23 protein-coding genes are annotated in these 26292 nt (G+C 70.7%); 13 read left to right on the forward strand and 10 right to left on the reverse strand.

What is annotated here, in order from left to right; all coding sequences use genetic code 11:
• Positions 1-101: 101 nt before the first annotated feature.
• On the reverse strand, positions 102-2849 hold the full coding sequence (locus tag ACFQUV_RS14020) for a response regulator (RefSeq protein WP_165364158.1): 2748 nt from the start codon (positions 2847-2849) through the stop codon (positions 102-104).
• A 418-nt stretch (positions 2850-3267) separates the two neighbouring features.
• Between ACFQUV_RS14020 and ACFQUV_RS14025 the strand changes: the two genes are divergently transcribed.
• The 10 genes from ACFQUV_RS14025 to ACFQUV_RS14070 all read left to right on the forward strand — a co-directional run bounded on the left by ACFQUV_RS14025 (position 3268) and on the right by ACFQUV_RS14070 (position 12598).
• On the forward strand, positions 3268-3780 hold the full coding sequence (locus ACFQUV_RS14025; protein ID WP_129611162.1) for an OsmC family protein: 513 nt from the start codon (positions 3268-3270) through the stop codon (positions 3778-3780).
• An 88-nt stretch (positions 3781-3868) separates the two neighbouring features.
• Positions 3869-4672: a hypothetical protein gene (locus tag ACFQUV_RS14030; protein ID WP_129611161.1), complete on the forward strand. Its 804-nt coding sequence runs from the start codon at positions 3869-3871 to the stop codon at positions 4670-4672.
• A gap of 83 nt (positions 4673-4755) precedes the next feature.
• A complete protein-coding gene (locus ACFQUV_RS14035; RefSeq protein ID WP_129611160.1) occupies positions 4756-5766 on the forward strand; it encodes a LysR substrate-binding domain-containing protein in 1011 nt (336 codons plus the stop codon).
• 121 nt (positions 5767-5887) lie between these two features.
• Positions 5888-6904, forward strand: coding sequence for a tripartite tricarboxylate transporter substrate binding protein (locus tag ACFQUV_RS14040; protein ID WP_129611159.1), 1017 nt, complete (start codon positions 5888-5890; stop codon positions 6902-6904).
• 50 nt (positions 6905-6954) lie between these two features.
• A complete protein-coding gene (locus tag ACFQUV_RS14045) occupies positions 6955-8376 on the forward strand; it encodes an acyclic terpene utilization AtuA family protein (RefSeq protein ID WP_129611158.1) in 1422 nt (473 codons plus the stop codon).
• Positions 8373-8702 (forward strand): DUF4387 domain-containing protein, encoded by a 330-nt coding sequence (locus ACFQUV_RS14050; protein ID WP_129611157.1) that lies wholly within the window; start codon positions 8373-8375, stop codon positions 8700-8702. Before ACFQUV_RS14045 ends, ACFQUV_RS14050 begins: the two co-directional genes overlap by 4 nt.
• A gap of 265 nt (positions 8703-8967) precedes the next feature.
• Complete coding sequence (locus ACFQUV_RS14055; RefSeq protein ID WP_129607263.1) at positions 8968-9912, forward strand: IS110 family transposase; 945 nt, start codon at positions 8968-8970, stop codon at positions 9910-9912.
• Positions 9913-10972: 1060 nt separating this feature from the next.
• Positions 10973-11899 carry a cation diffusion facilitator family transporter gene (locus ACFQUV_RS14060; protein ID WP_129611600.1) on the forward strand — a complete coding sequence of 309 codons (927 nt, stop codon included), beginning with the start codon at positions 10973-10975 and terminating at the stop codon, positions 11897-11899.
• 95 nt (positions 11900-11994) lie between these two features.
• Positions 11995-12270 (forward strand): BrnT family toxin, encoded by a 276-nt coding sequence (locus tag ACFQUV_RS14065; RefSeq protein ID WP_111386517.1) that lies wholly within the window; start codon positions 11995-11997, stop codon positions 12268-12270.
• Positions 12230-12598 (forward strand): BrnA antitoxin family protein, encoded by a 369-nt coding sequence (locus tag ACFQUV_RS14070; RefSeq protein WP_111386519.1) that lies wholly within the window; start codon positions 12230-12232, stop codon positions 12596-12598. Before ACFQUV_RS14065 ends, ACFQUV_RS14070 begins: the two co-directional genes overlap by 41 nt.
• Positions 12599-12604: 6 nt before the next feature.
• Here the strand turns inward: ACFQUV_RS14070 and hutU are convergent, their stop codons facing one another.
• Together hutU and hutI are read right to left on the reverse strand one after the other, a co-directional pair.
• Entirely contained in the window at positions 12605-14284 is a 1680-nt protein-coding gene (hutU, locus tag ACFQUV_RS14075; protein ID WP_129611602.1) for a urocanate hydratase, read from the reverse strand.
• Between the two features lie 192 nt (positions 14285-14476).
• On the reverse strand, positions 14477-15679 hold the full coding sequence (gene hutI, locus ACFQUV_RS14080) for an imidazolonepropionase (protein WP_129611599.1): 1203 nt from the start codon (positions 15677-15679) through the stop codon (positions 14477-14479).
• 140 nt (positions 15680-15819) lie between these two features.
• On the opposite strand from hutI, the gene ACFQUV_RS14085 reads away from it, so the two are divergent.
• Complete coding sequence (locus ACFQUV_RS14085; RefSeq protein WP_129611598.1) at positions 15820-17211, forward strand: formimidoylglutamate deiminase; 1392 nt, start codon at positions 15820-15822, stop codon at positions 17209-17211.
• A 10-nt stretch (positions 17212-17221) separates the two neighbouring features.
• Here ACFQUV_RS14085 and ACFQUV_RS14090 read toward each other — a convergent pair whose 3' ends face one another.
• The 5 genes from ACFQUV_RS14090 to ACFQUV_RS14110 all read right to left on the reverse strand — a co-directional run bounded on the left by ACFQUV_RS14090 (position 17222) and on the right by ACFQUV_RS14110 (position 21758).
• Entirely contained in the window at positions 17222-17932 is a 711-nt protein-coding gene (locus tag ACFQUV_RS14090) for an ABC transporter ATP-binding protein (RefSeq protein ID WP_129611597.1), read from the reverse strand.
• A complete protein-coding gene (locus tag ACFQUV_RS14095) occupies positions 17919-18710 on the reverse strand; it encodes an ABC transporter ATP-binding protein (protein WP_129611596.1) in 792 nt (263 codons plus the stop codon). Before ACFQUV_RS14095 ends, ACFQUV_RS14090 begins: the two co-directional genes overlap by 14 nt.
• Positions 18707-19564 carry a branched-chain amino acid ABC transporter permease gene (locus ACFQUV_RS14100; RefSeq protein ID WP_111386534.1) on the reverse strand — a complete coding sequence of 286 codons (858 nt, stop codon included), beginning with the start codon at positions 19562-19564 and terminating at the stop codon, positions 18707-18709. The genes ACFQUV_RS14095 and ACFQUV_RS14100 overlap by 4 nt, the downstream gene beginning before the upstream one ends.
• A complete protein-coding gene (locus ACFQUV_RS14105; protein ID WP_111386536.1) occupies positions 19561-20427 on the reverse strand; it encodes a branched-chain amino acid ABC transporter permease in 867 nt (288 codons plus the stop codon). The genes ACFQUV_RS14100 and ACFQUV_RS14105 overlap by 4 nt, the downstream gene beginning before the upstream one ends.
• Positions 20428-20612: 185 nt before the next feature.
• Positions 20613-21758 (reverse strand): ABC transporter substrate-binding protein, encoded by a 1146-nt coding sequence (locus tag ACFQUV_RS14110; protein ID WP_129611595.1) that lies wholly within the window; start codon positions 21756-21758, stop codon positions 20613-20615.
• A 348-nt stretch (positions 21759-22106) separates the two neighbouring features.
• On the opposite strand from ACFQUV_RS14110, the gene ACFQUV_RS14115 reads away from it, so the two are divergent.
• Positions 22107-23324 carry a CaiB/BaiF CoA-transferase family protein gene (locus ACFQUV_RS14115; protein ID WP_307719484.1) on the forward strand — a complete coding sequence of 406 codons (1218 nt, stop codon included), beginning with the start codon at positions 22107-22109 and terminating at the stop codon, positions 23322-23324.
• A 30-nt stretch (positions 23325-23354) separates the two neighbouring features.
• Positions 23355-24191, forward strand: a complete 837-nt coding sequence (locus tag ACFQUV_RS14120; RefSeq protein ID WP_111388426.1) for a citryl-CoA lyase — start codon at positions 23355-23357, stop codon at positions 24189-24191.
• 30 nt (positions 24192-24221) lie between these two features.
• Here ACFQUV_RS14120 and ACFQUV_RS14125 read toward each other — a convergent pair whose 3' ends face one another.
• Both ACFQUV_RS14125 and ACFQUV_RS14130 read right to left on the reverse strand, forming a co-directional pair.
• Complete coding sequence (locus ACFQUV_RS14125; RefSeq protein WP_165364182.1) at positions 24222-24863, reverse strand: lipopolysaccharide assembly protein LapB; 642 nt, start codon at positions 24861-24863, stop codon at positions 24222-24224.
• Positions 24864-24945: 82 nt separating this feature from the next.
• Complete coding sequence (locus tag ACFQUV_RS14130; RefSeq protein ID WP_129611593.1) at positions 24946-26277, reverse strand: GntP family permease; 1332 nt, start codon at positions 26275-26277, stop codon at positions 24946-24948.
• Between the last annotated feature and the right edge of the window lie 15 nt (positions 26278-26292).

Raw genomic sequence — 26292 nt, forward strand, 5'->3', positions numbered from 1 at the left:
CATGGCGCAACCCTGGCGATCATCGTCTGTGCAAGATCAGGGACCGGCACCGCTGCGGCGGCGAGGCGCCCACCGGGCGTTCGGCGCAATCCGGCGGTGCGTCAACGCACCGGCGCCATCAGCGCATCGAGGGTGCCGGCGCGGCTGTTGGCCAGCACGGCGCGGATGCGACGGTCCAGCTCGGCATCGAGGAACGGCTTGCGCAGGATGTGCTCGTGCCGCACGCCCGCCAGCACGGTCGAATCCGCATAGCCGGTGATGAACAGGATCGGCAGCGCCGGCCGCCGCGCCCGCGCCTCGCGGGCGAGATCGAGGCCGCTCATGCCCGGCATGGCGAAGTCGATCAGCGCGATGTCGATGTCGTCTCGCGCCGCGAGCCGCTCCAGCGCGGCACCGCCGCTGCCCGCCTCCACCACCCGGTGGCCGAGACTCTCCAGCATGGTGGCGGTGACGTGGCGGACATCGTCGTCGTCGTCGACCACCAGCACGCAGGCCGAGGCCGCGGCCCGCGCCGCCGCCTCGGCGCCGGTCGCCGCCACGTCGTCGTGGACGACCGGCGCCCGCGGAAAGAACACCCGCACGGTGGTGCCCACCCCTGGCGCCGTCTCGATCTCGACGCCACCGCCGGACTGCTTGGCGAAGCCCAGCACCTGGCTGAGCCCGAGGCCGGACCCCTTGCCGACCGTCTTGGTGGTGAAGAACGGCTCGAACGCCTTGGCCTGCACCTCGTCCGACATGCCGGTGCCGGTGTCGCTGACCGCCAGCTCGACATAGTGGCCGGGCGGCGGCTGCTCCGGCCGCGCCGGATCGCCACGCTCCGCATTGCCGGTCGACACCGTCAGGCGGCCGCCGATCTGCATGGCGTCGCGAGCATTGATGGCGAGATTGAGCACCACGAGCTCGAGCTGGGTGGGGTCGACCAGCGCCGGCCAGGGCGACGGCTCCAGCACGGTCTCGATCTCGATGCCACCGCCCATGGTGGTGGCCAGCAGCTCGCGCATGCGCGTCACCGTCTCGTTGAGATCGAGAACGCGCGGCTCCAGGCGCTGGCGGCGCGAGAAGGCGAGAAGCTGGGCGATCAGCTTGGCGCCGCGCTCGGCCGCGATGCGGATATGGGTGATCCGCCGCATCAGCTTGGGATCGTCGCTGTCCGCCCACAGCCGTTCGAGATGGCTGGCGTTGCCGAGCACCACGGTGAGCAGGTTGTTGAAGTCGTGGGCGACCCCGGAGGTGAGCTGACCGATGGCGTCGAGCCGCTGCATCTGGCGTAGCGTCGCCTCCACCTGCTCGCGCTCGGCGATCTCGGCGAGGAGCTGGCGGTTGGCGGCGGCGAGATCCTCGGTGCGCTCGGCGACCCGCGTCTCCAGCGTCTCGTTGAGCCGCAGCAGCTCCTCGCGGCTCTTGCGCAGCGCCGCCTCGAAGCGCCGCGCGTCGCTGACGTCGACGCAGGAGCCGACGAAGCCGAGGAAGCTGCCGTCGGCCGCATAGTGCGGCACGCCGGTGTCGTCGACCTGGCACCACACGCCGTCGTGCCGGCGGAGGCGGAACTCGATGCGGAACGCCTCGCGCCGGTCGAGTGCGGCCTGGTAGACGGCGAGATAGCGCGGCCGGTCGTCCGGATGCACGGCATCGAGCCAGCCGGCGCCCAGCTCGGCGTCGAGCGACCGCCCCCGAAAGGCGAGCCATGGCCGGTTCACCCAGGTGCACAGGCCGGCGGGATCGCACACCCAGATCATCACCGGCGCCGAATCGGCGAGGTCGCGGAAGCGCGCCTCGAGACGTGCCAGCTCGTCGGCGCGGCGCCGCTCCTCCTCGGCCGCGCGGGCATTGGAGATCGCGGTGGCGACATGGTCGGCGAGAAGGTCGACGAACAGGCGGTAATCGTGGTCGAGGGCGCGGCGTGGATTGACGCCGACGACCAGAGCCCCGGCGACGCCGACGGCGCCGAGCCGCGGCACCGGCACCACGAGGGCGCGGCGCACCGGCTCCGGCCACACCGTGCCGGTGAGCGAGCCGAAGCGGAACGGCAGATGATCGAGCTGCACCGCCTCGCCGGCACGCACCGCACGGGCGACGGACCACGGATCGTCGGCATCGAGCGGGATCTCGGCCGGAAAGCGGTCGGCCGGCACCCGGTGGCTGCCGGCGGCGCGCAGCACCCCGCGATCCTCGTCGAGCCGATAGAGCAGCGCGATCGGCAGGTCGGGGTTGCCAGCCGCCAGCACATCGAGCACGCGCGCGCACGCCTGCTCGCTGGTGGGGGCGCCGGCGCTGCGGATGGCGAGCTCGCGCAGGGTGCGCAGGCGGCGCTCGTCGAGAATGCGCTCGGTCGTCTCGGTGACCGCCGTGAACACCCCGCCGATGCGGCCGTCGGCATGCTTGATCGGGCTATACGAGTAGGTGAAGTACGCTTCTTCCAGGTAGTTGTTGCGGTCGAGCGGCAGCAGCAGGTCGGTCGACCAGGTCGCTTCGCCCTGCCAGATGCTCTCGAGCTGCGGCCCGATGATGCTCCAGGTTTCCGGCCAGATGGCGCGACCGGGCCGGCCGAGGCTCGCCGGATGCTTGGTCATGCCCAGGATCGGCCGATAGGCGTCGTTGTAGAGCATGACGAAGTCCGGCCCCCACCAGATCAGCATGGGGAAGCGGGAGTTCAGGCAGATGCTCACCGCCATCCGCAGCGCATCGGGCCACTGCTCGGGCGGCCCGAGCGGCGACCGGCTCCAGTCGTGCGCGCGCATGAGCGCGCCCATCTCGCCGCCGCCGGCGAGGAACGGAACGCTGGTCGCGACGGATTCGGCGCGGATGGATTGGGTCTCGGAAGGGTCGGCGTCCGCGCGGTGGCCTGTCATCCCGTGCGACCCTGAACTCGGCATCGAAACTCGGCTGACGGACACTCGTGTCGGATCACTGGCGCACGATCACTGGCATAAGGTGCACTGGCATAGAATGCACTGGCATAGGATGACTGATCGACGATCTCTGGTGCAAGACGACGGGCGGCAAGACCACTGGTCTGAGATCACTCACGCAAGATCATCGGCGGCGGAACGGCCTGATGGACGGCGTCGAATAACGGGCGACGTCGAACGGGCTACGTCGCGGCGCGGACCAGATCCGGCGAACCAGCGGTTGCGATACCCTGACGGAATGTGCGGGCTCAGTCAAACCTGGCATGATCACAATGTCTTGGCGCCCCCCGCACCCCCCTTGCGGTTGCTGCCGTGGCCTGTAGGCTTTCGACTTCACCCCGGACGCGAGAATCGCACGATGGATCAGAACGCGCTGCGCTCCCTCCAGGCGCCGCTCAAGGAGCACTATCGGTCCGACCCGGCCGCCGCCCTGGTGACGCTGCGGGCCAAGGGCACGCTCGACGACACGACGATCGCCTGCAAGGTGGAGACCGGCAAGGCGCTCTCGGTCGTCGCCGGCCTGCATCCGGCGACCGGCGGCAGCGGCGTCGAGCTGTGCTCCGGCGACATGCTGCTGGAGGCGCTCGTCGCCTGCGCCGGCGTCACCCTCAAGGCGGTGGCGACCGCGCTCGCCATCCCGCTGCGCTCGGGCGCCGTGATGGCGGAGGGTGATCTCGACTTCCGCGGCACGCTCGGGGTCGACAAGGAGGCGCCGGTCGGCTTCGCCGAGATCCGGCTGACCTTCCGGATCGACACCAATGCGTCCGAGGAGCAGCTCGCGCAGCTTTTCAAGCTCACCGAGCGCTACTGCGTCGTCTACCAGACGCTACGAGGCGGCGTGCCGGTCACCATCCATCTCGACCGCGCCTGAGTCTCGCCACCTTCGTCCTCTTTCTCCAGGGCTCCTGCCCCATTTCGTGCGGCGGGCGGCGGCGCCGCCCGCCCGTGGTTCCTGTCCGATGCCCTTCGATATCCCGGTCCTGTTGCCGCTTCTCACCAAGGTGGCGGTGACCGCCGCGTTCGTGGTCACCGCCACCGCGACGGCGGAGCGGGCCGGCCCCCTGCTCGGCGCCATGATCGCGACGCTGCCGGTCTCGGCCGGCCCCGCCTACGTGTTCCTGGCGCTCGATCACGATGCCGCCTTCATCGCCGCGAGCGGGCTGTCCAGCCTCAAGGCCAATGCGCCGAGCGGGCTGTTCGGCCTCGTGTTCGTCTATCTGGCGCAGAGCCGGGGCGTCGTCGTCAGCGTCGGCACCGCCTTCCTGGTCTGGGCGGCCGCCACGGTCGTCATCCAGGCGGCACCATGGGGCGCCGGCACCACCAGCGCGGTGGTGTTCGCCGTGATGATCGGCTGCGCCATCCTGGCGGCGCCCTATGGCCGGGCGCCGATCCCGCTGGCGCGGCGGCGCTGGTGGGACGTGCCGGTCCGGGCCATGCTGGTGGCGACGCTGGTCGGCCTGGTGGTGACCGGCAGCAGCCGGCTCGGCGCCGGCCTCACCGGGCTCCTGTCGGTGTTCCCGGTGGTGCTGTCCAGCATGGCGATGATCCTTCAGCCGCGGCTCGGCGGCCCGGCGACCGCTGCGCTGATGGCCCATGCGCTGGTCGGCCTGATCGGCTTCGCGGCCTCCTGCCTCACCGTGCATCTCGCGGTGCCGCCGCTCGGCGTGTGGCCCGGCCTCGCCGCCGCACTGGCCGTGTCGATCGCCTTCAATCTCGTGGTGCTGCTGGTGCGGCGCCGGCCGGCCGCCCCGGCGCGACGTTGACCCGGCGGTTCGCCGCCGGCGCCGCGTTGCCGTTCGGCGATGTGCCGCTCTAGGATGCCGAGGCGCCCGCCGCCGAACGCCCCATGGACATCCGCCAGCTTCGTGCCTTCGTCACCATCGTGGACCTCGGCAGCCTGACCCGGGCGGCCGCGCAGCTCCACGTCGCCCAGCCGGCGCTGAGCCAGCGCATGACCCGGCTCGAAGCCGAGCTCGACACCGCCCTGCTGTTGCGCAGCCCGCAGGGCGTGCAGCCGACCGAGGCCGGCAAGGCGCTCTATCGCCACGCCCGAACGGTGCTGCGCCAGATCGAGGAGGCGCGCCAGGAGGTGCGCCGTGGCGCCGCCGGCGGCGCCACCGGCACGGTGGCGGTGGGCCTGCCCACCACCGTCGCCGCCATGCTGGCGGCGCCTCTGCTGCGCCGAGTGCGGGCCGAGCATCCCGGCATCCGGCTCCAGGTGTTCGAATCGATGAGCGGGTACCTGGAGGAGCTGCTGGCCAACGGCCGCCTCGATCTCGCGGTGCTGTACCGCGACCTGGAGACCCCGAGCGTCGCGGTCGAGCCGCTGCTGCGCGAGGAGCTGTTCGTGATGGGGGCGCTGCCGGGCGACGCACGAGCCGGGCGCCGGGCTCGGGCCGACGGTCGCGCGACCTGCCCGGTGCGGGCTCTCGCCGGCGTGCCCCTGGTGCTGCCGAGCGGCGCCCAGGGCCTGCGCCGCCTGGTCGACCGGGCCTTCGCCCGGGCCGTCGCCGAGCCGCCGACCGTGGTGGCCGACCTCGACTCGCTGCCGCTGCTGCTCGCCGCCGCGCTCGACGGCCTCGCCTGCACGATCCTGCCGTGGTCGGCGCTGGCGGCGCTGCCGCCCGGGGTGACGCTGGCGCATCGGCGGCTGACCGAGCCCGATCTCGACCGGCCGGTGAGCCTGTGCCGCCTCGCCACCGCGCCCCGCACGGCGGCCGCCGCGGCGGTGCGCGACATCCTGCTGGCGCTGACGCGCGACGGCCTCGCCGACGGCACCTGGCACGGCGTCCGCCCGACCGGAACGCCGGCGCCCGCTCCGCCACCCCGGCCCCGGACCCGCGGCGGCGGGCCATAAGCCCTCCTTATGCCCCGCAGAGCGAACTGGTATTTCCCGGCTCCCGCGCGGCCCGCCTAGTCTGTCCCGATCCGTCCGAAGGCGCAGATCTTCGGCGGCGAGGACACGCGAGGAGGACCGCATGACCGACGAGATCAGCCGCATCACGCGCCGCCGGGGCCTGATGCTGGCCGCCGCGCTGACGAGCACCGCACTGCTCGCGGCGGCGGCGGCGCTGCCGGCCGCCGCCCAGGACGCCTATCCGAGCCGCCCGGTCACCGTGGTGGTGCCGCAGGCGCCGGCCGGCACCAACGACATCATCGCCCGCGTGCTCGCCGACAAGCTCGGCGACGTGCTCGGCCAGGCGCGCTTCGTGGTGGAGAACCGGCCCGGCGCCGGCGGCAATATCGGCACCGCCTCGGCGGCGCGCGCGACGCCCGACGGCTACACGCTGCTGGTCACCATCTCGTCGACCCAGGCCATCAACCCGGCCCTCTATGCCAAGCTCGGCTTCGACCCGGTGAAGGACTTCGAGCCGATCTCGCTGCTCGCCACCGTGCCGAACGTGCTGGTGGCGCACCCGTCGCTGCCGGCCGACACGCTGCCGGAGCTGATCGCGCTCGCCAAGGCGCAAGCGGCCGATCCGATCCAGTACGCCTCCGCCGGCAACGGCACCCTCAACCACCTGCTCGGCGAGATGCTGAAGAGCCGCGCCGGCATTCCGCTCACCCATGTGCCGTATCGCGGCGTCGGCCCGGCCATCAACGACATGGTGGCGGGCCATGTGAAGCTCGGCTTCGCCAGCATGCCGTCGGTGATGTCGCACCTCCAGGGCAAGGTGCTGAAGCCGCTGGCCATGAGCTCCGCCACCCGCAGCCCGGCGGCGCCCGACATTCCGGCCATCGCCGAGACGCTGCCGGGTTTCGCGGCGGATCTCTGGGTCGCGCTGTTCGCCCCTAAGGGCACCCCGCCGGCGATCCGCGACCGGCTGCACGCCGCCACCCTGAAGGCGATGGCGGACCCCGGCGTGCAGGAGAAGCTGAAGGCGCAGGGCGCCACCATCGTGACCTCGACGCCGGACGAGCTGGCCAGGCGGCTCGACGCCGACATCACGAGCTGGGCCGAGGTTGTGAAGGCGGCCGGCGCCCGCATCGAGTGACAGGGGCGGCGCCTCACGCACTGCCGGCACCACAGAAGGACTGCACGTCGATGACCCGCGCCGCTCCACCGGAGGAGCTTCGAATTCTGTCGCCGACCGCGATCCTCGGTTACGGCTTCCCGGAGGCGTCGTTCGCGACCGGGCTCGCGCGCGACCCGCACGTCATCGCGGTCGACGCCGGCTCGTCCGACCCGGGCCCCTACTATCTCGGCGCCGGGGAGCCGTTCACCGACCGCGCCGCGGTGACGCGCGACCTGCGCCTGATGCTGCGCGCCGGCCGCGCGCGACGCATTCCGGTGATCGTCGGCTCGGCCGGCGGCTGCGGGGCGCGCCCGCATCTCGACATCACGGTGGCGATCGTGCGCGAGATCGCCGCCGAGGAGGGCCTGTCGTTCCGCCTCGCGGTGATCGCTGCCGACATCGATCGCGACGCCCTCCTCGCGGCCCAGGCGCGCGGCGCGCTGGTGCCGCTGCCGCCGGGTCCGGAGGCGACCGCCGACGACGTGCGTGCCTCGACCCATCTGGTCGCCCAGATGGGCGCCGAGCCGCTGGTCGCGGCGCTGGCGGCGGGCGCCGACGTGATCGTGGCGGGCCGCGCCTACGATCCCGCCGTGTTCGCGGCGCTGCCGCTCGCGCACGGCTTCGACGCCGGGCTCGCGGTGCATCTCGGCAAGATCCTGGAATGCGCCGCCATCGCGGCGGTGCCGGGCTCGGGCGGCGACTGCATGCTGGGCACGCTGCGGCGCGACCACTTCCTGGTCGAGCCGCTGGCGCCGGAGCGCCGCTGCACCGTCGTCTCGGTCGCCGCGCACACGCTCTACGAGAAGAGCGATCCGTATCGCTTGCCCGGCCCCGGCGGCGTGCTCGATCTCACCGCGACCACCTTCGCGCAGGAGGACGAGCGCACCGTGCGGGTGGCGGGCAGCCGCATGCTGACGCGCCCCTACACGCTCAAGATCGAGGGCGCCGCGCCGGTCGGCTTCCGCACCGTGTCGATTGCCGGCGTGCGCGATCCGTCCTTCATCGCCCAGGTCGACACCATCCTGGACGCGGCCCGCGCCCGGGTGGCCGCCAACTTCGCCGGCACGCTGGCGCCCGAGAGCTGGCAACTGCTGTTCCGGTTGTACGGCCGCGACGGCGTGATGGGAACGAGCGAGCCGCTGCGGACCATCGCGACGCCGCACGAGCTCGGCCTGATCGTCGAGGCGGTGGCCGACACCCAGGCGATCGCCGACACCATCGTGAGCTTCGCCCGCGCCACGCTGCTGCATCTCGGCTATCCGGGCCGCATCGCCACCGCCGGCAACCTCGCCTTCCCGTATTCGCCGTCGGACTTCCATGCCGGTGCGGTGTACCGCTTCAGCGTCTATCATCTGCTGACCGGCATCGACGATCCGTGCGCCCTGTTCCCGATCACGCTGGAGGAGGTCGGTGCGCGCACCGTCGCGCTCGCCCGGAGAGAGCAGCCATGACCACGGTTCGCCTCGTCGACATCGCCGGCGTGATTCGCTCCAAGAACGCCGGACCATTCGAGCTGACGCTCGACATCATGGTGGGCGATCCGGCCTGGTACCAACGCCTGCGCCAAAGCGAGGTGCTGTCGCCGGCGCGCATCGCGGCGCTGTACGGCATCGCCGAGAGCGACGTCCTGTCGATTGTGGCCTTCGATCCCGCATCCGCCATCAAGATCACGCTGAAGCGGCCGCTCGCCTCCGGCGCCGTCGGCGATGCCGACGTCTACGGTGCCCAGCAGCACGCCCCGCTGCTCAGGCTGAGCTTCGAGGTGCTGGACGACTGATACTATTTTCGGGTGATCAGTGCGCCGTCATTCCCGGGGGCCGCGCAGCGGCGAGCCCGGAATCCAGCGGCAAACTCGGAACTCTCGGTTGGATTCCTGTATCTTTCGGCTGTCACTGGCATAGTGGCGGGCTGACGGGGACCGCTCGTTGGATTCCCGGCCCTGTGTGGCCGCTATTCCGGCTCGGGCGTCTCCGTTCCGCTCGTTGATCGAACAGTCGCACGGGTGCCGGCCCGCCCGGCCGCCCGCATACAGGTCCGGTTCCATGACATCGCAGTCCGTCTCGACGGCGGCCGGCATCGATGCCGGCCAACGCTTTCTCGACGTCGCCCTGGCGCCGTCCGGAAAGACCTTCCGGGTGCCCAATCTGGCCTCCGGCATCGCCACCATGATCGCCCGCCTGACCGCGGCGGGCGTCACCCGCGTCGTCCTCGAGGCGATCGGCTCCTACGCGCAGACCGCAGTCGCCGCCCTGACCGCGGCCGGCTTCCAGGTCGGCATCGTCAATCCGCGCCGCATCAAGGCGTTCCGCGACGCCGAGGGGCGCCGCGCCAAGACCGACAGGCTGGACGCGCAGCTCATCGCGCGCTTCGCTCTCGTCATGACCGACGCCGACCGCCCACTCCCCTCCGCCGAGCAGCAGACCCTCAAGGCGCTCTCCCTGCGCCGCCGCCAGCTCACCGAGATGATCGCCATGGAGAAGACCAGGCTCAAGCAGACGCTCGAGCCACTTCTGATCGAGAGCCACCGTGCCACCATCGCCGAACTCGCCGCGCAGTGCGAGCGAATCGAGGCCGAACTCGCTCGCCGGATCGCCGCCGACGCCGAGCTCGTCCGAGTCTCCCGCATCCTCACATCGATCCCGGGGATCGGCACCCGCATCGCCACCGTGCTGGTCACCGACCTGCCCGAACTCGGCCACCGCGACCGCAAGTCCATCGCCAGCCTGGCCGGCCTCGCGCCGCACGTCAGCCAGTCCGGAAACGCTCCGCCGCGCGCCGCCATCTCGGGCGGAAGACCCTGCGTGCGCACCGCACTCTATCTCGCCGCCCTCGTCGCCGTCCGCCACAACCCGAAGCTCAGGGACGATTACAAGGCCATGCGCGACCAGGGAAAGCCCGCAAAGGTCGCCCTCATCGCCGTCGCCAGGAAGATCCTCGTCGTCGCCAACGGCCTCGTCAAAGCCGACGTCGTATACGCACCCGCTTGACATCCAAGACAGTCGCCGGATAGCCGCTTCGCGGCTTCCGGAATGACCACCGAATTGATCAGCCGGATCTCGTATGAGACCGAGACGCGCGGCTAAGGGCCGCGCAGCCGGTGCGCCACCATCGTCGGTCGGAGATCTCGGCGTCCGGCGACAGGCTGAAAAGAAGCATGCCGAAGGGCTCGGCGCAACAATCGCAAACCTTCCCGCGATCAACCATCATCTCGTGATCAGATCGCCCAGCGTGATGTTCCGGACTGCTCGCATGGCAGCCTGGCTTGCCGCTTCTCGGCCGGCTGCCTATACTGTTCTTATATCGATCGTGAGAGGCGAGCCCCATCATGGGACCACGTAACACATCGATCGTGCTCGGCTGGTCGACCCGGCCGAGCGGGTCGTTGCGAATCATCGCACGGCGGGTCTGACCGTCGCAGCCGGATAGCCGCTTCGCGGCTTCCGGAATGACCATCGAATTGATCAGCCGGATCTCGTATGAGACCGAGACGTGCGGCCAAGGGCCGCGCAGCCGGTGCGCCGCCATGGTCGATCGGAGATCGTGAGCCTGGCGACAGGCTAGAAAGCATCGTGCCGCGGGCCTCGGCGCAACAAATCGCAAGCCTTCCGCGATCAACCGTCATCTCGTGATCAGATCGCCCAGCGTGATGTTCCGGATTGCTCGCATGGCAGCCTGGCTTGCCGCTTCTCGGCCGGCTGCCTATACTGTTCTTATATCGATCGTGAGAGGCGAGCCCCATCATGGGACCACGTAACACATCGATCGTGCTCGGCTGGTCGACCCGGCCGAGCGGGTCGTTGCGAATCATCGCACGGCGGGTCTGACCGTCGCGGCCGCGCCCGTCGGCGCCGCTGCGACGTCGCGCACATCCCGGCGCATGGCCGGGTTCGTCATCGCGCGAACTGTTTTCGTCCTGTCGTCCTCATCCGACGTGCCGTCACGGCTCGCGCGCACACGCGCGCGGCGCCACGGCACGCGAGCGAACTCCAAATCCGGGGCGAGCACCCGTCGGATCGTCGATCCGGCGCAGTGCCGCGTCGTGTCATCATGTGCAATGAGCAAACCGTCCTTCGCACCTCCATCATCGCCACCATCGGCATAGCCGCCATCGGCATCCTGTTCGGTATTCTGTCGGGCTCGTTCGCCATCGCGTTCGACGGCACCTATTCGCTGGTCGACGCCGCGATGAGCGGCCTCGCCCTGGCGGTTGCTCGCGCGATCGCCGCCTATGCGGCCGAGACCTCGCCCGAGAGCCCGCTGCATCGTCGTTTCCAGCTCGGCTTCTGGCATCTCGAGCCGCTCGTGCTCGGGCTCAATGCGACGATGCTGATGGGCGTATCGGTCTATGCGCTGATCAATGCGGTCACCAGCCTGCTGGCGGGCGGCCACGACCTCGCCTTCGGAATCGCCATCGTCTATGCGGTGGTGACGTTCCTGGTGTGCGCCGGCATGGCGTGGTGGGAGACGCGGATCAATCGGCGCCTGAAGTCCGACTTCGTCGCCCTCGACGCCAAGGCGTGGATGATGTCGGGCGGCATCACGGCGGCGCTGGTGCTCGCCTTCGGCATCGGCTGGCTGATGACGCGCGCCGGTCTCGACGCCTATACGCCGTATATCGACCCGCTGGTGCTGACGCTGATCTGCCTGGTCATCATCCCGCTGCCGTTCGGCACCGCCAAGCAGGCGCTGTTCGACATCATGCTGATGGCGCCGAACGAGCTGCGTGAGCAGGTCGAGACGATCGCCCGGGACGCCGTGCGGCGCTACGGCATGCTGTCGTTCCGTGCCTATGTGGCCAAGGTCGGCCGCTCGCGCCAGATCGAGCTGCACTTCATCACGCCGCCCGACTGGACGGTGACGCCGATCCGCGAGCACGACCGCATCCGCGACGAGGTCGCCGCCGCGATCGGCGGCGACGGCCCCGACCGCTGGCTCACCATCGTGTTCACGGCCGATCCGGCCTGGGCGGATTGATGGTGGACCGCCGCGACCGGCCGCCCGGCCGGTCGACACGGCCCCTATTTTCGTATATACGGTAAAAAAGACGATGGAAGGCGCTTGTCGCCGTCATGGTCAGGATCACCTTCGACCAGAAGAAGCGGCTCCGGACCTTGGCCGAGCGGGGCCTCGATTTCGCCGACGCGGCGACGGTGTTTGCCGGCCGTCACACGGTGCTGCTCGACGATCGTTTTCCGTATGGAGAGGATCGCTACATCTCCGCCGGCATGCTCCGCGACCGGATGGTGGTGATCGTCTGGACGCCGCGCGGCGAGGCCCGTCACGTCATCTCTATGAGGTACTGCCATGCCAAGGAAGAAGCCCGCTGGCGCCGGCACCTGGGCTGATCCAGACGATGCGCCGGAGTTGACCGAGGCTCATTTCGAGCAGGCCGACGTCTACGAGGGCGATCGGCTCGTCCGCCCTGGCCGTGGCCCAGGGCGACCGAAGGCGGCAAGCATCAAGATCGCCGTCAGCCTGCGGCTCGATCCGGACGTGCTCCGCTATTTCCGGAGCACCGGACCCGGCTGGCAGAGCCGCATGAACGCAGTGCTGAGCCGGGCCGCTCGCCGCAGGGCGGCTGCTCAGGCGCGGCCTGCGGCGGAGACGCGGTCGAGACGCGCCGCCTCCGGTAAGTCTAAACGGCCGGAAGAGGTTCACCCCAAACGCGGGTAAGGCGCCTCACCCCAGGCTCGGCATCGTCAGGCCCTTCTCTCGGGCGCAGTCCCTGGCGATGTCGTAGCCGGCATCGGCGTGGCGGATCACCCCGGTGGCCGGATCGTTCCACAGCACCCGCGCGAGCCGGCGCGCCGCCTCCGGCGTGCCGTCGGCGACGATCACCATGCCGGCATGCTGCGAGTAGCCCATGCCGACGCCGCCGCCGTGATGCAGCGACACCCAGGTGGCGCCGCTCGCGCAATTCACGAGCGCATTGAGCAGCGGCCAGTCCGACACCGCGTCGGAGCCGTCCAGCATCGCCTCGGTCTCACGGTTGGGGCTCGCCACGCTGCCGGAGTCGAGATGATCACGTCCGATCACGATCGGGGCGCTGATCTCGCCCTTCGCCACCAGCTCGTTGAGCGCGAGGCCGACGCGGTGGCGGTCGCCGAGCCCGAGCCAGCAGATGCGCGCCGGCAGGCCCTGGAACTTGATGCGCTTCTGCGCCATGTCGATCCAGTTGTGCAGATGCTTGTCGTCCGGCAGAAGCTCCTTCACGGCCGCGTCGGCACGCAGGATGTCGGCCGGATCGCCCGACAGCGCCGCCCAGCGGAACGGGCCGATGCCGCGGCAGAACAGCGGGCGGATATAGGCCGGCACGAAGCCCGGGAACGCGAACGCATCGGCGAGCCCTTCGTCGCGCGCCATCTGACGGATGTTGTTGCCGTAGTCGACGGTCGGCACGCCGGCGCGATGAAAGTCGAGCATCGCCTTGACGTGATCGACCATCGAGCGCTTGGCCGCCTGCTCGACCGCTTTCGGATCGCTCTCGCGCTTGGTCTCCCAGTCCGCCAGCGTCCAGCCCTTGGGCAGATAGCCGTTGACCGGATCGTGCGCCGAGGTCTGATCGGTGACCGCATCCGGACGGATGCCGCGGCGGAACAGCTCCGGGAAGATCTCGGCGGCGTTGCCGAGCACGCCCACGGAAGTCGGCTTCTTCTCGGCGCACGACCGCCGGACGATCTCCAGCGCCTCGTCGAGCGATTGCGCCGCGACATCGAGATAGCCGGTACGCAACCGCATCTCGATGCGGCTCGGCTGGCACTCGACCACCAGGCACGAGGCCCCCGCCATCACGGCCGCGAGCGGTTGTGCCCCTCCCATGCCGCCGAGCCCCGCGGTAAGAACCCACCGGCCCGAAAGATCGCCGCCGTAGTGGCGGCGCCCCAGCTCCGCGAAGGTCTCGTAGGTGCCCTGCACGATACCCTGCGAGCCGATGTAGATCCACGAGCCCGCCGTCATCTGGCCGTACATCATCAGGCCCTGGCGATCGAGCGCGTTGAAATGATCCCAGGTGGCCCAGTGCGGCACTAGGTTGGAGTTGGCGATCAGCACACGCGGCGCATCCGCGTGGGTGCGCAGCACCGCCACCGGCTTGCCCGACTGCACCAGCAGGGTCTCGTCGGCGTCGAGCGCACGCAGCGCCGCGACGATGCGGTCGAAGCTCTCCCAATTGCGCGCCGCCCGGCCGATGCTGCCGTAGACGACCAGCTCGCCCGGCTTCTCGGCGACGTCGGGATCGAGATTGTTCATCAGCATGCGCAGCGGCGCTTCGGTCAGCCAGCTCTTGGCCGAGAGCGTATTGCCGTGCGGAGCACGGATGGTGCGGGCGTTGTCGATGCGGGCGGAGTCGATGCGAGTCATGGCGATGTCCTTACGCGGGTTGGCGAGAGGAGCCGGGACGCCGGCCACACTCTCGGTCGTCATGCCCGCGCTCGTCGCGGGCATCCACGTCGTTCAGCCGCCGAGACGTGGATGGGCGGGACGAGCCCGGCCATGACGGGGGAAGAGATTGCCGCTCCTCTCGCGTCGACGCGGCGCTCCGGCCACACGACATCACGTGCCTCCGTAGACACGCGAGAACAGCGGATTGAAGCCGATGCGATAGACCAGCTCGGCCGGCGCATCGACGTCGAAGATGGCGAGGTCGCAGCGCTTGCCGGTCTCCAGCGTGCCGATCTCGGCGGCGAGACCGAGCGCATGGGCGGCCTCGCGCGTCACCCCGGCGATCGCCTCGTCGACGGTGAGGCGGAACAGCGTCGCGCCCATGTTCATGATCAGCAACAGCGAGGTGACCGGCGAGGTGCCGGGATTGCAGTCGGTGGCGAGCGCCATGCGGGTGCCGTGCCGGCGGAACGCCTCGATCGGCGGCTTCCGGGTCTCGCGCAGCACGTAGAAGGCGCCGGGCAGCAGCACCGCGACGGTGCCGGCCCGCGCCATCGCGGCGGCGCCCTCCTCGTCGGTGTATTCGAGGTGATCGGCCGACAGCGCGCCATGTGAGGCGGCGAGCCGCGCACCGTGCAGATTCGAGAGCTGATCGGCGTGCAGCTTCACTGGCAGGCCCGCCGCCTCGGCGGCCGCGAACACGCGCCCCGTCTGCTCCGGCGAGAAGGCGATGCCTTCACAGAAGGCATCGACCGCATCGGCGAGCTTGTCGCGCGCCAGCGCGGGAACGAGATCGCAGACCGCCGCCACATAGGCGTCCTGGTCGGTCTCGCCCGGCGGCATCGCGTGGGCGCCCAGATAGGTGGTGAGGACCCGCACCGGCGCCTCGCGGCCGAGCCGACGCGCGGCCCGCAGCATGCGCCGCTCGGTCTCGGCGTCGAGCCCGTAGCCGGACTTGATCTCCACCGTGGTGACGCCCTCGGCGATCAGCCGGTCGAGCCGCGCCCGCGCGCTCGCCACCAGCTCGTCCTCGCTCGCGGCGCGCGTCGCCCGCACGGTCGAGACGATGCCGCCGCCCGAGCGCGCGATCTCCTCGTAACTCGCGCCGGCCAGCCGCATCTCGAACTCTTTCGCGCGGCTGCCGCCATAGACCAGATGGGTGTGGCAATCGATCAGGCCCGGCAGCACCAGGCGGCCGTCGAGCCGGATCGTCTCGGCCGCATCGGCGTTCGCCAGCAAGTCGGCCTCGGGACCCACGAAGGCGATGCGGCCTTCGATCGTCGCGATGGCGCCGCGCTCGATCAGCCCGAGCCCCGGCCGGTTGGACGCCAGAGTCACAAGGCGTGCGTCGCGCCAGATCCTGTCGAACCGCATGAGCCGCTCCGTCGCGCCGATGTCCGAGTTGTTTCCATACAAAATCGCCACACGCTTCGCTATGGTCCGGCGCGCGGTGTCGCACAGCATCGCCGCTCCCTGTCGCCGCAGGTGGGGAGACGTGAAGGAGGACTGGATCGATGACCGGAGCATTCCTGCTCGCGCAGGCGCTGCTGCCACACGGCTTCGCGCAGAACGTGCGGGTCGAGATCGCGGACGGACGCTTCACCGCGGTGGAGCCGGGCGCCGCCGTCGCGCCGGGCACCGAGCGCATCGCCGGCCTCGCGCTGCCGGGCGTGCCCAACCTGCACTGCCACGCCTTCCAGCGCGGCATGGCGGGGCTCGCCGAGCGGCGCGGCCCCGCCTCCGACAGCTTCTGGACCTGGCGCGAGGTGATGTACCGCTTCCTCGCCCGGCTGACGCCGGACGATGCCGAGGCGATCGCCGCTTTCGCCTACATGCAGATGCTTGAGCGCGGCTTCACCGCCGTCGCCGAGTTCCACTACCTCCATCACGACATCGACGGCCGCCCCTATGCCGATCTCGGCGAGATGGCCGGCCGCATGGCGGCGGCCGCGCACGCGACCGGCATCGGCCTCACGCTCCTGCCGTCGCTGTATGGCCACGGCGGCTTCGGCGGCGCCCCGCCGGTCGAGGGCCAGCGGCGGTTCCTCAACGATCCGGACCGCTTCGCGCGGCTGGTCGCGCGCAGCCGCGAGATCGTCGCCGCGGTGCCGGGCGGAACGGTCGGCGTGGCGCCGCACTCGCTGCGCGCCGTCACGCCGGAGACGCTGCGGGCCGCCATCGCGCTCGCACCCGGCGGGCCGATCCACATCCACGCCGCCGAGCAGGTCAAGGAGGTCGAGGACTGCGTCGCCTGGTCGGGCCGCCCGCCGGTCGCCTGGCTGCTCGACGAGATGCCGGTCGATGAGCACTGGGTGCTGATCCACACGACCCACACGACCCCGGACGAGACCGTGCGGCTGGCCCGTGCGGGCGCGGTGGCGGGCCTGTGCCCGCTCACCGAGGCGTCGCTCGGTGACGGCATCTTCGACGGCGCGCGCTATCTCGAAACCAGCGGCCGGTTCGGGATCGGCACCGACTCCAACATCGACATCGATCCGGCCGGCGAGCTGCGTCAGCTCGAATACTCGCAGCGCCTCGCACACCGCGCCCGCAACGTGATGGCGACCGCCGAAGGCGAATCGACCGGCCGGCGGCTCCTCGGCGAGGCACTCGCCGGCGGCGCCCAGGCGCTCGGTCAGCCGATCGGAGCGATCGCGGTCGGCCGGCGCGCCGATTTCGTGGTGCTCGACACCACGTATCCCGATCTCGCCGCCGTCGCGGGCGACGCGACCGGCGGCCGGTCGACCGACCGGCTGATCGATCTGTGGCTGTTCGTCGCCGGCCGCGAGGCGGTCGGAACCGTGATGGCGGGCGGCGAGATCGTCGTGCGCGACGGGCACCACCGCGCCCGCGACGCGATCACGGCGCGCTATCTCGCGACACTGCGGCGCATCCTCGCGGCGTAACAGCGCCCCCTCACGCCGCGGCACCGCCCATGTAGGCGCGCACGACCTCCGGGTTGCCGCGCGCCTCGGCGGCGGTGCCGGCCCAGGCGAGGCGGCCGGATTCGAGCACGATCACCCGGTCGGCCATCGCCAGCACGCGCTCCAGGCTCTGCTCCACCAGCACGATGGTGAGGCCGGCTCGGCGCAGCGCGTCGAGCGCCTCGTAGCAGATGTCGACGTTCTTCGGCATCAGCCCGAGCGACACCTCGTCGATCAGCAGCAGCCGCGGCGCCGCCATCATGGCGCGGCCGATCGCCGTCATCTGCTGCTCGCCGCCGGAGAGCGAGCCGGCCAGGTTGTCGAGCCGCTCCTTCAGGCGCGGGAACAGGTCGAGCACCCGCTCCATGGCGGCGTGGGTGTCGCGGGCCGGGCGCACATAGCCGCCGACGATCAGGTTCTCGCGCACCGTGAGGTCGCGGAACAGCCGCCGTCCCTCGGGGGCGAGCGCGATGCCGCGGGCGCAGCGCGCCATCGGCGACAGCGTGGTGACGTCCTCGCCGTCGAACCGGATGGTGCCGGCCGAGACCGCGACCTGCCCGGCCACCGCCATCAGGGTCGACGACTTGCCGGCCCCGTTCGGACCGAGGATCGCCAGCGCCTCGCCGGGCCGCGCCTCGAACGACAGGTCGCGCACCGCCAGCACGCGGCCATAGCCGCAGGTGAGTCCGTCAACCGCCAGCATGCGCGGCCTCCCGGCCCGTCTCGCGGCCGCTCGTGTCCTGCCCCATATAGGCGGCGATCACCTGCGGGTCGGCCAGCACCGCGGCGGTCGGCCCGTCGGCGATCTTGCGGCCGTTGTCGAGCACCACGAGGCGCGGGCAGATCTCCGCCACCTTGGCGAGGTTGTGCTCGATCAGGATCATGGTGATGCCGGAGGCGTTGAGGTCGGCGAGCGTCGCGGCGAGCCGCGCCGCCTCGACCGAGTTGAGCCCGGCCAGCGGCTCGTCGAGCAGCAGCACCGCGGGCGAGATGGCGAGCGCACGGGCGACCTCCAGCCGCTTGAGCGCACCGAGCGGCAGCACGCCGGGCGCCGCGTCGGCGTAGTCGGCGATGCCGACCAGCGCCAGAAGCTCGCGGGCGCGCGCCCGCTCGGCGGTGCGCGACACCGACACGATGGCGCGGGCGAGATGCGTGGTCTTGGCGAAGCCGGCCGCCAGCGTGACGTTGTCGAGCACGCTCAGGCCGCGGAACGGCCGCACGATCTGGTGGGTGAGCGCGACGCCGAGGCGGGCTCGCGCGTCGGGGGCGAGGCGGGTGACGTCGCGGTCCGCCACCAGGATGCGCCCCTCGGTCGGCTTCACCACGCCGATCACGGTGTGCAGCATGGTGGTCTTGCCGGCGCCGTTCGGCCCGATCAGGCCGAGCAGCTCGCCCTTGGCGAGCGAGAAGCTGACCCCACCGAGCGCCACGATGCCGCCGAAGCGGACCAGGACGTCCTCGACCGCGAGCAGCGTCGTCATGGCGCGCCTCCGGTGGAGCGCCGCGCCACGAGGCTGCGCACGAGACCGGCGAGCCCGCCCGGCGCGAACCGCATGGTGAGCACGATCAGGGCGCCGTACAGCAGCAGCTTGTAGTCGTTGATGACCCGGCTGAACTCCGGCAGCAGGGTCAGCACCACGCAGGCCGCGACGACACCCCAGATCGAGCCGACGCCGCCGACGATCACCATCGTGAGGATGCTGATCGACACCGTGAAGCCGAAGGCGCTCGGGATGATGAAGCGGGTGAAGTAGGCATACACGGCGCCCGCCACGCCGGCCAGGAAGGTGCCGATCACGAAGGCGGCGAGCTTGTAGGCGGCGGCGTTGATGCCGAGCGTGCGGGCGGTGCGCTCGTCGTCGGCGACCGCCGCGAAGCCGAAGCCCATCCAGCTCCGCTTGATGTGCCAGGACAGAGCCGCCATGGCGGCGACCAGGGCCAGGCACAGGCCGACGAAGCCGATGTCGCCGAGGCCGTGGTCGGGAATGTCGGTCAGCCCCATCTCAGCGCCGAGCCAGCCCTGCTTGCGCACGAAGCCGAGAAACACGAAGCCCACCCCCATGGTGGTGATGGCGAGAAAATCCTCGCGCACCCGCAGCGAGGCGACGCCGACCAGAAGGCCGAGCGCGCAGGCGACGAGGCCGGCGAGGACGAGCACCACCGGCAGCGGCAGGCCGCCGGCCGCCAGCGCCGCCGCATAGGCGCCGGTGCCGAAGAAGGCGGCATGGCCGAGGCTGACTTGGCCGCAGAAGCCGGTGATGAGATTGAGGCCGAGCGCCAGCATCAGGTTGATGCTGACCACCGCCACCAGGGTGATCTCGTAGGCTCCGATCATGACCGCCCCGTCGCGAACAGGCCCTGGGGCCGCACCATCAGCACCGCGATCAGGAACACGAACGCGATGGCGTCGCGGTCCAGGAACGACCCGGCATAGATGGTGCCGTACGCCTCGATGACGCCGAGCAGCAGCGCCGCCGCCAGCGTGCCGCCGACATTGCCGAGCCCGCCCAGCACGATGATGGCGAGCGACTTGTAGCTCGGCACGCTGCCCATGGTGGGCTCGACCAGATTGTTGAGGACGGCGACGAGGGCACCCGCCGCGGCCGCCAGCGCCGAGGCGATGAAGAAGTTCACGTAGCGCACCTTGACGGTGTCGATGCCGAAGGCGCGCGCCATCGCCGGGTCGGTCACGGTCGCCCGCCAGGCAACGCCGAAGCGAGTGCGCTTCATCAGCAGGCCGAGCCCGGTGAGCAGCACGACGGCGCCGACCAGCATGGCGGCGTCGGCCGCCGCCATCCCGATCGGCCCGATATTGATCCGCTCGGTGAGCTGCATGGTGTCGAACGAGTTGCCATACGGCCCGAAGACGATGCGGTAGCCCTCCTCCATGCAGATGAACAGGCCGATGGAGGCGATCAGCGCCACATAGGGCGGCCGGTCGAGCAGCGGCTCGTAGAGCAGCCGGTACACCAGCATGCCGGCGACCCCGACCGTGACGGCCGACACCGCGACCGCCAGCGGCAGGCTGCCGGTCGCGTTGGTGATCAGCACCGTGATGTAGGCGCCGAGGGTGAACAGCCCGGCATGGGCGACATGGAGAATGCGCAGGAGGCCGTAGACCAAAGTGAGGCCGACGGCGATCACGGCATACATGCTGCCGTTGACCAGACCTTGCAGCACGAGCTCGACGTGGAGCATGGGGTTTCTTTCGAAGGCGCCCCACTCGGGCGGACGTTGCCGACGATTCTGCTCGGTTGCCGATCGGCCTGCCGGCGAGGGGCAGTCGCCGGGCCGGGGCCTTCGCCGACCCCGGCGGCCTGCCCCCGGCCCGGCGCGGCGGGAGCCGCAGGCCGAGGGCGATCAGGCGCGGTCGCGCCGCCGGCTCACTTTTCCGGAGGCGCCAGGAATCCGAGGTCGTCGATCACGGCATAGCGGTGGAAGTTACCGTCCTTCACCACCTGCACCTGCACGGCCTTCTTGACCTCGCCGAGGCTGTTGAACGACAGCGTGCCGATGGCGGTCTCGAAGGTGCCGGCCCGGATGGTGTCGCGGATCGCCTTCGGATCGGTGCTGCCGGCCTTGCGCAGCGCCTCGATGGCCACCGTGGCGGCGGCATTGCCGGAGGCCGCCACCATGTCGACGCGGTCCTTGAAGGTCTTCTCGTAGTTCTCGATGAACGAGCGGGTGGCCGGCGCGCTCGAGTCGCGATCGAGCGAGGTGGTGACGATGACGCCCTCGGACGCCTTGCCGGCGATCTCGATGAAGCGCTGGCTGTCGTAACCCTCCTGGCCGATGATGGTGGCGTCGACGCCGGCGGCACGGAGCTGAGCCACCAGCGGGCCGGCGTTGAAGAAGTAGCCCGGCGCATAGATCACCTCGGGGGCGGACGCCTTCACCTGCGCCACCAGCGGGCCGAACTGCCGGTCCGGCATCGCGAAGGTGTGCTCCTTCAGCACCTCGATGCCGAACTTCGGCGCCACCTCCTTGAAGCCGGCGGTGAGCGCCTGGCCGAAATCGTTGTTCACGGCGACGATGACGACCTTCTTCTTCTTCAGCAGCTCGCCGACCAGCTTGGCGCCGGCCCGCCCCTGCACCTCGCCCATCATGCCGGTGCGGAAGATGAAATCGCCGGCCCGGGTGATGTCCGGGTGGATCGCATAGGCCGAGAGATAGGGCACGCCGGCCCGTTGCATCACCGGGGCGGCGGCGCGCGTCGGCCCCGAATAGCCGCCCGACACGACGACGGCGACCTTGTCCTGGCCGGTGAGCTTGTTGGCGAGCGGAATGGTGTTCTCCGGCTTGCCCTCGTCGTCGTAGACGACCAGCTCGATCTTCTTGCCGTTGATGCCGCCGGCCGCGTTCGCCTGCTGCACGGCCAGCTCCGCGCCCTGCCGCGCCGACTTGCCGTCGGCGGCCGCAAAGCCGGTCAGCGGCGCGTGAAACCCGATCTTGACGACGTCTTGAGCGAAGGCCGCGGAGGGCGTCAGCCAGAGCGCCGCGAGCGCGAGGCGTTGCAGAGTTCGACGCATGTCGGTTCTCCCGTGAGGGTCCTCGCGTTTGGGTAGACGGGCGCCCCACCCGAGTCAACGAAGTGAGTGTGGGTGCGACGTCCCCGCACGGGATGGGCGACGTGGCATGCCCAGCATACGAGCCGACGGCGCCCGCCCCGCTGGAGCGGCGCGCCGCCGTCAACTGGAGAACGTGCCCTGCCTCCGCAGCAATGCGGATGCGCGGCCGCCGACGCTCCGCTCGTCGGGCCCGCCGCGATCGTGTAAAGGGAGGTGATCCGCGACGGCGGCGGCCGCCGCCGACCTTCCCCCGCTCCGGCGCCCTGGCCATCCGACCGAGCCTGCCGGCGGCGCCACCCACGGGGCACCATGACACGGGGCACCATGAGCCCGCTGCTCGACCAGATCCGCGTCCTCGACCTCACCAACGTGCTGGCCGGCCCGTTCTGCTGCTATCAGATGGCGCTGCTCGGCGCCGACGTGATCAAGGTGGAGGTCCCCGGCAGCGGCGATCTCGCCCGCCAGCTCGGCGCCGACCGCGATCTCAACAAGGCGCTGATGGGGGCCTCCTTCCTGGCCCAGAACGCCGGCAAGCGGTCGCTCACCGTCAATCTCAAGGACCCGGCCGGCAAGGCGGTGTTCCGCCGGCTGGTGGAAAGCGCCGACGTGCTGGTGGAGAACTTCCGCCCCGGCGTGATGGACCGGCTCGGCCTCGGCTGGAGCCAGCTCAAGACCATCCGGCCGAGCCTCGTCTACTGCGCCATCTCGGGCTTCGGCCAGACCGGCCCGCTGCATGCCAACCCGGCCTACGACCAGATCGTCCAGGGCCTCGCCGGGGTGATGAGCGTGACCGGCGACGAGACGACGGCGCCGCTGCGGGTCGGCTACCCGGTCGCCGACACCATCGGCGGCATCACGGCGGCGTTCGCGATCGCGGCCGCGCTGGTGCGGCGCGGGCGCACCGGCGAGGGCGAGTTCATCGACGTCTCGATGCTCGAATCGACCCTCGTCACCATGGGCTGGCAGGTCTCCAACTATCTGGTCGCCCACATCCAGCCGCGGCCGATCGGCAACGAGAACATGACGGCGAGCCCGTCCGGCACCTTCGCGACCGGCTCCGGCCCGCTCAACATCGCGGCCAACAAGCAGGAGCAGTTCGTCGCGCTGTGCGGGGTGATCGGCCGGCCGGAGCTCGCCACCGATCCGCGCTTCGTCGACCGCGAGGATCGCAAGAAGCGCCGCTTCGAGCTGAAGGCCGAGATCGAGAAGGCGCTCGCCCGCCGCACCGCCAAGGAGTGGGCCGCGCTGATGAACGCCGCCGGCATCCCGTCCGGCGAGGTGCTGTCGATTCCCGAGGTACTGTCGCATCCGCACATCCAGGCGCGCGGCCTGGTCACCCGCTTTCCGAGCGCGCCGGGCGTCGACCGCGAGGTGCCGGTGGTGCGCTCCGGCTTCAAGCTGGCGAGCGGCGATCCGGAGCCGCGCTCGCCGCCGCCGGCGCTCGGCGCCGACACCGACGCGCTGCTCGCCGAACTCGGCTACACGGCCGAGGAGATCGCCCGGCTGCGCGACAGCGGCGCCGTCTGAACGCAGGCCCGCGGCCACGACGAGGACCCCATGAGCGAACGCGCCAAGCTGTCGCCGCCGGACTGGTGGGCGACGTCGATCATCGAGATGAAGCCCGGCATGATCCGCTATCGCGGCTATGCCATCGAGGACCTGATCGGCCGCGTCGGCTTCGCCGAGATGGTGTATCTCCTCACCCGCGGCGAGCTGCCGCCGAAGCCGGCGGCGCGGCTGCTGGAGGCCGCGCTGGTGGCCGCCGTCGACCACGGGCCGCAGGCCCCCTCGATCGCGGTCGCTCGCATGGCGATGACCTGCGGGGTCGGCATCAACAACGCCATGGCGTCGGCCATCAACACGCTCGGCGACGTGCATGGCGGCGCCGGCGAGCAATGCGTGGCGCTGTTCGGGGCGATCGCGGCGCGGTTGCCCGAAGGCGTGCGCGACGCCGCCGCGATCACCACGGCGGTGACGGCCGAGATCGACGCCCTCAAGGCGCGCGGCATCCGCCACGTCCCCGGCTACGGCCACCGCTTCCACCCGCTCGACCCGCGGGCGCCGCGCCTGCTGGCCCTGGTCGACGAGGCGGCCGCCGCGGGCGCAGTGAGCGGCCTCTACGCCGCCATCGGCCGCACCATCGAGGACGTCGTCGCGGCGCGCCGCGGCGGCAAGCGAGTGCCGATGAACATCGACGGCGCCACCGGCGTCATCTTCGCCGAGCTGGGCTTTCCGCCGCCCCTGTGCCGCGGCCTGTTCGTGCTGTCGCGCTCGGTCGGCTGCCTGGCCCATGCATGGGAGGAGAGCCAATCCGACTACCGCAACAAGGGGCCGATCCCGCGCGATCAGATCTGGACCTACACCGGGCCGGGGCCGCGAAACGTGCCGGAGTGATTTCTTCGCCCGGCAGAGGACGAGACGGGATCAGGACCTCTCGCGCGCCGCCGCGAGGTTGCGGCGGACGACCGGCTGATCGGCGAGCGCCGCCGCGCGGGCGAAGACCTTCTCGGCGCCCTTGCGGTCGCCGGCGTGGTTCATCAGCAGCGTGCCGAGATTGTTAAGGGCGACGAAGTCGGTCGGGTCCGCCTCGGCGGCGCGCCGGAAGGCGGCGAGCGCCGCGTCCTTGTCGCCGGCCGCGAGCCTGGCGTTGCCGTCGGCGAAGTCGCGCTTGCCCGCCATGGCGCGGGCGTGGGCGGCCGCGTCCTCGCACAGCGCGGCGCGGCGGGTCAGCAACGTGCGGTCCGGGCAGTCGGGCTCGGCCAGCGCGGCGGCGATGCGACGCCGGGCGTCGTCGCGGTCGCCCGACAGATAGGCGGCGTCAGCCAGCGCCCGCAGCACCGCTGGCGCCTCGCCGTAGAGGTCGACCAGCCGGTCGAGCAGCCGCACCGCGCCGCCGGCGTCGCCCTGGCCGAGCCGGGCGAGCGCCAGATTGTGCAGCACCCGCCGGGTCTCGCCCTCCTGCCGCTCCATCCGCCGCAGCATCCGCTCGGCGCGCGGATAGTCGCCGGATGCGAGGGCGTTGAGGGCGAGGCGCTCGTAGGCGCGCAGCAGCAGCGAGCGGAGCATCGGCGGCTCTCCGGAGCGGATCGGGTCAGACATGCGAACGGGCGGCGCGACACGCCGCCCGTCGCAACCGTCGATATCGCGATCAGACGACCAGCGACAAGAGATAGGCGAACAGGAACGCCACCACGCCGACCACGAAGGTCGCCGAGGTGTAGAGCTTATAGGCGACGTTGACCGGCATGTTGGAGAACTGCGACACCACCCAGAAATAGGAGTCGTTGGCGTGCGACACCACCATGGAGCCGGCGCCGATGACCACCGCGGCGATCGCCGGGTCGAATCCGAGCGTCGGCTGCAACGGCGCCACGATGGCCGCCGTGGTGATGATGGCGACCGTCGAGGAGCCCTGCGCGGTCTTCAGCGCCGCCGAGATGGCGAACGGCAGGAACAGCCCGAGCGGCAGATGCGCCATGTTCGTGCCGATGAAGTCCTTCATGGGCGACGCGGCCAGCACCTTGCCGAACGAGCCGCCGGCTCCGGTGATTGCCAGGATGATGGCGGCATCCTTGATGCCCTGGCCCATCCACGAGTCGACCGCGACGGACAGCTCCTTGCGCGGAACCAGGAACAGGCTGCACACCACGCCGAGCATCAGGGCGGTGACCGGATCGCCGATGAAGTTGAAGAACACCCGCACGCTCCCGTTCCCGAACGGACGGGTCGGGAAATCGGCGACCGACTTCAGCAGGATCAGCACGATCGGCAGCACCAGCGGCAGGAAGCTCATGAACACGCTGGGCAGCTTGCCGTACTTGGCGACGAGATCGCTGTAGCTCTCCTCGACGCCGGGCGAGATGTCGTATTTGCGGCCGAAGACCAGCGCCCATGCGAGGCCGGACAGCGCCGACGGCACCGCCACGATCATGCCGTAGAGGATGACGAGGCCGAGATCGGCGTTCAGGGTGGCGGCGGCGGCGAGTGGGCCGGGCGTCGGCGGCACCATCGTGTGCGTCGCATAGAGGCCGGTGGCGAGCGCCACCGCCATCACGCCCATGGAGGTCTTGGTCTCCGCCGACAACGCCTTGTTGAGCGGCGTGAGAATCACGTAGCCGGAGTCGCAGAACACCGGGATGGAGACGACATAACCGGCGATGTTCATGGCGAGCGGTGCCCGCGATCGCCCGACCAGGCTCAGGATAGCCTGGGTCATCACCAGGGCGGCACCCGTCTTCTCCAGGATGTAGCCCATGATCGTGCCGGCCACGATCACGATGCCGATATAGGTCAGCGTCCCGCCGAAGCCCTCGCGGACCGCCTTGACGACGTCCAGCGCCGGCATGCCGATCGCCAGCCCATAGGCGAAGGCGATCACGACCAGGACGACGAATGCATTCACCTTCCACTTGCCGGTGGCGACGACGATCAGGACGACCGCGATCGCGAGCAAGAGGATCGATATCGATCCCGAGACCATGATGAGAATCCCCCT

The organism is Rhodoplanes sp. P11 (assembly GCF_964266735.1).
Classification (GTDB): domain Bacteria; phylum Pseudomonadota; class Alphaproteobacteria; order Rhizobiales; family Xanthobacteraceae; genus Rhodoplanes; species Rhodoplanes serenus.

Excerpts from the sequence above, each read along its gene's own strand:
- ACFQUV_RS14020 (WP_165364158.1), bottom strand. The coding sequence starts at position 2,849 with ATGACAGGCCACCGCGCGGACGCCGACCCTTCCGAGACCCAATCCATC.
- ACFQUV_RS14025 (WP_129611162.1), top strand. The coding sequence starts at position 3,268 with ATGGATCAGAACGCGCTGCGCTCCCTCCAGGCGCCGCTCAAGGAGCAC.
- ACFQUV_RS14030 (WP_129611161.1), top strand. The coding sequence starts at position 3,869 with ATGCCCTTCGATATCCCGGTCCTGTTGCCGCTTCTCACCAAGGTGGCG.
- ACFQUV_RS14035 (WP_129611160.1), top strand. The coding sequence starts at position 4,756 with ATGGACATCCGCCAGCTTCGTGCCTTCGTCACCATCGTGGACCTCGGC.
- ACFQUV_RS14040 (WP_129611159.1), top strand. The coding sequence starts at position 5,888 with ATGACCGACGAGATCAGCCGCATCACGCGCCGCCGGGGCCTGATGCTG.
- ACFQUV_RS14045 (WP_129611158.1), top strand. The coding sequence starts at position 6,955 with ATGACCCGCGCCGCTCCACCGGAGGAGCTTCGAATTCTGTCGCCGACC.
- ACFQUV_RS14050 (WP_129611157.1), top strand. The coding sequence starts at position 8,373 with ATGACCACGGTTCGCCTCGTCGACATCGCCGGCGTGATTCGCTCCAAG.
- ACFQUV_RS14055 (WP_129607263.1), top strand. The coding sequence starts at position 8,968 with ATGACATCGCAGTCCGTCTCGACGGCGGCCGGCATCGATGCCGGCCAA.
- ACFQUV_RS14060 (WP_129611600.1), top strand. The coding sequence starts at position 10,973 with ATGTGCAATGAGCAAACCGTCCTTCGCACCTCCATCATCGCCACCATC.
- ACFQUV_RS14065 (WP_111386517.1), top strand. The coding sequence starts at position 11,995 with ATGGTCAGGATCACCTTCGACCAGAAGAAGCGGCTCCGGACCTTGGCC.
- ACFQUV_RS14070 (WP_111386519.1), top strand. The coding sequence starts at position 12,230 with ATGCCAAGGAAGAAGCCCGCTGGCGCCGGCACCTGGGCTGATCCAGAC.
- hutU (WP_129611602.1), bottom strand. The coding sequence starts at position 14,284 with ATGACTCGCATCGACTCCGCCCGCATCGACAACGCCCGCACCATCCGT.
- hutI (WP_129611599.1), bottom strand. The coding sequence starts at position 15,679 with ATGCGGTTCGACAGGATCTGGCGCGACGCACGCCTTGTGACTCTGGCG.
- ACFQUV_RS14085 (WP_129611598.1), top strand. The coding sequence starts at position 15,820 with ATGACCGGAGCATTCCTGCTCGCGCAGGCGCTGCTGCCACACGGCTTC.
- ACFQUV_RS14090 (WP_129611597.1), bottom strand. The coding sequence starts at position 17,932 with ATGCTGGCGGTTGACGGACTCACCTGCGGCTATGGCCGCGTGCTGGCG.
- ACFQUV_RS14095 (WP_129611596.1), bottom strand. The coding sequence starts at position 18,710 with ATGACGACGCTGCTCGCGGTCGAGGACGTCCTGGTCCGCTTCGGCGGC.
- ACFQUV_RS14100 (WP_111386534.1), bottom strand. The coding sequence starts at position 19,564 with ATGATCGGAGCCTACGAGATCACCCTGGTGGCGGTGGTCAGCATCAAC.
- ACFQUV_RS14105 (WP_111386536.1), bottom strand. The coding sequence starts at position 20,427 with ATGCTCCACGTCGAGCTCGTGCTGCAAGGTCTGGTCAACGGCAGCATG.
- ACFQUV_RS14110 (WP_129611595.1), bottom strand. The coding sequence starts at position 21,758 with ATGCGTCGAACTCTGCAACGCCTCGCGCTCGCGGCGCTCTGGCTGACG.
- ACFQUV_RS14115 (WP_307719484.1), top strand. The coding sequence starts at position 22,107 with ATGACACGGGGCACCATGAGCCCGCTGCTCGACCAGATCCGCGTCCTC.
- ACFQUV_RS14120 (WP_111388426.1), top strand. The coding sequence starts at position 23,355 with ATGAGCGAACGCGCCAAGCTGTCGCCGCCGGACTGGTGGGCGACGTCG.
- ACFQUV_RS14125 (WP_165364182.1), bottom strand. The coding sequence starts at position 24,863 with ATGCTCCGCTCGCTGCTGCTGCGCGCCTACGAGCGCCTCGCCCTCAAC.
- ACFQUV_RS14130 (WP_129611593.1), bottom strand. The coding sequence starts at position 26,277 with ATGGTCTCGGGATCGATATCGATCCTCTTGCTCGCGATCGCGGTCGTC.